The sequence below is a fragment of the Tenacibaculum halocynthiae genome (genome assembly GCF_964512825.1).
GTDB classification, from domain to species: domain Bacteria; phylum Bacteroidota; class Bacteroidia; order Flavobacteriales; family Flavobacteriaceae; genus Polaribacter; species Polaribacter halocynthiae.
In genome coordinates this window covers 1-2,967 of the sequence record NZ_CAZELG010000006.1, presented here as the reverse complement: position 1 = coordinate 2,967, position 2,967 = coordinate 1, and the positions used below count along the sequence as shown (strand labels likewise).

Below are 2,967 nucleotides of genomic sequence, written 5' to 3'. Positions count from 1 at the left end.
ATCACCTAGTTAAAAATCAGCTAGACTTGGGTAAATAAATATAATATCATAACCATAAAGTAATCTATCTCTTTAAAATTAGATTACTCCATTGGTCATGACAAAAATATTCTCTCGCGAGGAATAGACATATACCTTGAGTGTCTTAAAATGATCAAGGGTTTAATAAACCAATTAAATCTTTTTAAAATGAAAAAATCAATTTTAAATATAGGAAAGACTTTAAATAAAGTTGAACAAAAAGAAATATTAGGAGGTAATAATCCTGTATTACCTATTTGTAAATGTAACACAGTAGGAACAATTATAAATCAACCATGTGATGGTATTGGAACTGGGTGTGGTATTATAGATATTGAAGTTCCTGATATTTGTGATGTTTTTCCTGCTTTTTGCTAATTTAATTACTAATTAAAAACGTATAGATTATTATGAAAAAACAAATTTTAAATTTAGGAACGACTTTAAATAAAAGACAACAAAAAGCTATTAATGGAGGAATTGCTCAATGCGATCAGTACAACCATTGTAATGGCTCAGGATTTTGCTGTTCTGGTGGAGGATGCAAAAGAATAGGAGCTCCTGGAGTAATCTGTGATGCAGAGTTACCTAGACCAGATTTTTCTCTGTAAAGAATTTATGTGAAATCTAATATTTTAAAACAATTAATAATTTAATCAAAACTAAATAATTTAAAAATGAAAAAATCAATTTTAAGCTTAGGAAGAGCTTTAAATAAAGTAGATCAAAAAAAAGTATTTGGAGGAACAAAGCAAATTGATCCTCAAATTCCTTTCCCATGTGAGTTTCCTGTATTAGCTCCACCACCAGTTGGATGTAAATGGGTTAGTACTGGACCTTGTACATATAAATTAGTTTGTAAGAGCTTAGATATTTTAATCTAATAAAATTTTTAGGTTAGGTTAATAATTTTTACTGATAGCTATAGTAATAAAAAATTTCGCGGAGAATAGACATATACCTTGAATGTCTTAAAACGATCAAGGGTTTAATGAACTTATTAAATCTTTTAAAAATGAAAAAATCAATATTAAATTTAGGAGAAGCTTTGAATAAAGCTAAACAAAAAGAAATTAACGGAGGTACTAGTTGTAATGGGCCTTCTTGTTATGGAATTCCAGGAATGGGATGTGGTACTTGTGAGCAATATCATCAACTTTCTAATTACTGTAAAGTAAGAGTTTTTGTTCATATAAGTTGTGAAACTGCTGATACATTTTAAGCTATTATGAAAAAACAAGTATTAAAATTAGGAAAAGTTTTAGGTAAAACTAAACAGAAAGAGATATTAGGAGGAGGTAAGCCTATTAAAGGAGTAAATCAATGTTATAATGACAGTGATTGTTGTAATCATCAACATAATCATAGCTATGGTTATGTTTGTTTTGGAGCAACTCCTGGTGGTCCAGGTGTTTGTGTACCAGGAATTTTTGGAGAGAATCCTTGCGGACTTTAAATTTAACTAACAACTGTACAAATGAAAAAAACAATTTTAAGTTTTGGTGATGCTTTAAGTAAAGATCAGCAAAAGATAATTAAAGGAGGAGTTGGTATAGGATGTTTTCATCATTCTGATTGTCCACGTGATATGGGATGTTGTGATAATGCACCTTACTTGGGTTTATGTATGTTAGGTATTGACTATAGAAGGTATTGTAATTAATTTTGTGAATTTAATAAGATGAAGAATGCAATTTTAAATTTAGGAAAAACTCTAAATAGAGCTGAGCAAAAATCTATTAATGGACGTGGAGGCGTATTAAGTCTTCGTCCATGTGAATGTTTTTCTCCTGGAATACCTAATATTCAACCTTGTGATTGGAGTTCACGTAGTATTGATTGTGATGGTCTTTCTGATGATATTTGTTTGTTTTTTCCAAATACTCCTGGATGTTAACTTTTACATTCTATTTAGGAGTGAAGTGTTAAAATGAAGAAATCAATTTCAAACATAGGAACACCTTTAAATAAAGAAAAGCAAAGAACGATTAATGGAGGAGGTTCAGGGAAATGTACTTTTGGCTTGTGTCAAAAGCACTATTGTTACATAAATAATAGATGTGTAATTGGTCCTTTTCAGGAAGCTTGTCCTGAATGATCAATTTAATTATTGAATATTTTTATCGTTTAAATATTCTTTTAAAGTGTAAATAAGCTCATCCCTTGAGAGTATTAAAAAATCAAGGTTTATTAATTATAAAGTATTTAAATAATGAAAAAGCAAATTTTAAATTTAGGTAAATTTTTAAACAAGAAAGATCAAAAGTTAATTAATGGTGGATTTGATTATCCAGTTGGATTTTGTTATGCTGTTGGGGTAAATCCTCCACAGTTAATTGCTAAAGTTCTTTGTAATGAATTATGTCCAGATGGAGCAACTCCTTTCTGTCCAGTATTTGATGATGGAATTAGAAATTAGTTTTAATATTAAGATTAGTTGAAATTTTAATTAAACAATACAAGTAATTATAATAGAAAAAGTAATGAGTTTTTTCATTTTTGTTAGCTATATGAAAAATATACATATTATCTACCTAGAGTCGAAAATTTACTCATTCTTTTTTGATAAATTTAAATTAGAGAAGGAAGTTCACTTCCTTCTCTATATTTCTTTTTTTAGATATGCCAGAAAATAATCAAGACATAGAAATACGAAGTGAAGAAGTACAAGAAATATTAAGTTATGTGCCTAATTGGATGATTCGTTGGGGAAACACTTTGTTTTTTTTATTAATTATCATGTTATTGTTCATTTCTTGGTTTGTAAAATATCCTGATGTAATAGCAACAGAGGTAATGGTAACTACTTCTTTTCCTCCAGAGAAAATCTATGCAAAATCAGCTGGCCAATTTGAAGTTTTTTTAACACATGAAGGGAAAAAAGTAACTAAAAATGAAGTATTAGCTGTCATAGAAAATAGTGCTTCTTATAAAGATGTTTTATTA

The 2,967-nt window shown here is 28.6% G+C and carries 9 protein-coding genes and 1 pseudogene; all 10 read left to right on the top strand.

All coding sequences use genetic code 11. The annotated features are described in order from the left end of the window. Positions 1 to 189: 189 nt before the first annotated feature. The gene (locus ACKTTQ_RS00600; protein ID WP_408048145.1) at positions 190 to 399 is read left to right on the top strand and encodes a hypothetical protein; all 210 of its coding nucleotides are present in this window, start codon (positions 190 to 192) and stop codon (positions 397 to 399) included. A 32-nt stretch (positions 400 to 431) separates the two neighbouring features. Beyond that, positions 432 to 632: a hypothetical protein gene (locus ACKTTQ_RS00595; protein WP_093869916.1), complete on the top strand. Its 201-nt coding sequence runs from the start codon at positions 432 to 434 to the stop codon at positions 630 to 632. A gap of 66 nt (positions 633 to 698) precedes the next feature. Further along, positions 699 to 905, top strand: a complete 207-nt coding sequence (locus ACKTTQ_RS00590) for a hypothetical protein (protein ID WP_093869917.1) — start codon at positions 699 to 701, stop codon at positions 903 to 905. Between the two features lie 131 nt (positions 906 to 1,036). Beyond that, entirely contained in the window at positions 1,037 to 1,243 is a 207-nt protein-coding gene (locus ACKTTQ_RS00585) for a hypothetical protein (protein ID WP_143032768.1), read from the top strand. A 6-nt stretch (positions 1,244 to 1,249) separates the two neighbouring features. Beyond that, the gene (locus tag ACKTTQ_RS00580) at positions 1,250 to 1,477 is read left to right on the top strand and encodes a hypothetical protein (protein ID WP_093869919.1); all 228 of its coding nucleotides are present in this window, start codon (positions 1,250 to 1,252) and stop codon (positions 1,475 to 1,477) included. A 21-nt stretch (positions 1,478 to 1,498) separates the two neighbouring features. Then, on the top strand, positions 1,499 to 1,684 hold the full coding sequence (locus tag ACKTTQ_RS00575; RefSeq protein ID WP_408048144.1) for a hypothetical protein: 186 nt from the start codon (positions 1,499 to 1,501) through the stop codon (positions 1,682 to 1,684). Positions 1,685 to 1,702: 18 nt separating this feature from the next. After that, positions 1,703 to 1,918, top strand: a complete 216-nt coding sequence (locus ACKTTQ_RS00570; RefSeq protein WP_408048143.1) for a hypothetical protein — start codon at positions 1,703 to 1,705, stop codon at positions 1,916 to 1,918. A 33-nt stretch (positions 1,919 to 1,951) separates the two neighbouring features. Beyond that, entirely contained in the window at positions 1,952 to 2,119 is a 168-nt protein-coding gene (locus ACKTTQ_RS00565) for a hypothetical protein (RefSeq protein WP_299135934.1), read from the top strand. Between the two features lie 114 nt (positions 2,120 to 2,233). Next, the gene (locus tag ACKTTQ_RS00560; protein WP_093869922.1) at positions 2,234 to 2,440 is read left to right on the top strand and encodes a hypothetical protein; all 207 of its coding nucleotides are present in this window, start codon (positions 2,234 to 2,236) and stop codon (positions 2,438 to 2,440) included. 203 nt (positions 2,441 to 2,643) lie between these two features. After that, positions 2,644 to 2,967 (top strand): annotated as a pseudogene (locus ACKTTQ_RS00555) (HlyD family secretion protein); the annotation flags it as partial.

What these genes read in the sequence shown, in the direction of transcription:
- ACKTTQ_RS00565 (WP_299135934.1), top strand. Translation starts at nt 1,952, where the DNA reads ATGAAGAAATCAATTTCAAACATAGGAACACCTTTAAATAAAGAAAAG.
- ACKTTQ_RS00585 (WP_143032768.1), top strand. Translation starts at nt 1,037, where the DNA reads ATGAAAAAATCAATATTAAATTTAGGAGAAGCTTTGAATAAAGCTAAA.
- ACKTTQ_RS00570 (WP_408048143.1), top strand. Translation starts at nt 1,703, where the DNA reads ATGAAGAATGCAATTTTAAATTTAGGAAAAACTCTAAATAGAGCTGAG.
- ACKTTQ_RS00575 (WP_408048144.1), top strand. Translation starts at nt 1,499, where the DNA reads ATGAAAAAAACAATTTTAAGTTTTGGTGATGCTTTAAGTAAAGATCAG.
- ACKTTQ_RS00595 (WP_093869916.1), top strand. Translation starts at nt 432, where the DNA reads ATGAAAAAACAAATTTTAAATTTAGGAACGACTTTAAATAAAAGACAA.
- ACKTTQ_RS00580 (WP_093869919.1), top strand. Translation starts at nt 1,250, where the DNA reads ATGAAAAAACAAGTATTAAAATTAGGAAAAGTTTTAGGTAAAACTAAA.
- ACKTTQ_RS00590 (WP_093869917.1), top strand. Translation starts at nt 699, where the DNA reads ATGAAAAAATCAATTTTAAGCTTAGGAAGAGCTTTAAATAAAGTAGAT.
- ACKTTQ_RS00600 (WP_408048145.1), top strand. Translation starts at nt 190, where the DNA reads ATGAAAAAATCAATTTTAAATATAGGAAAGACTTTAAATAAAGTTGAA.
- ACKTTQ_RS00560 (WP_093869922.1), top strand. Translation starts at nt 2,234, where the DNA reads ATGAAAAAGCAAATTTTAAATTTAGGTAAATTTTTAAACAAGAAAGAT.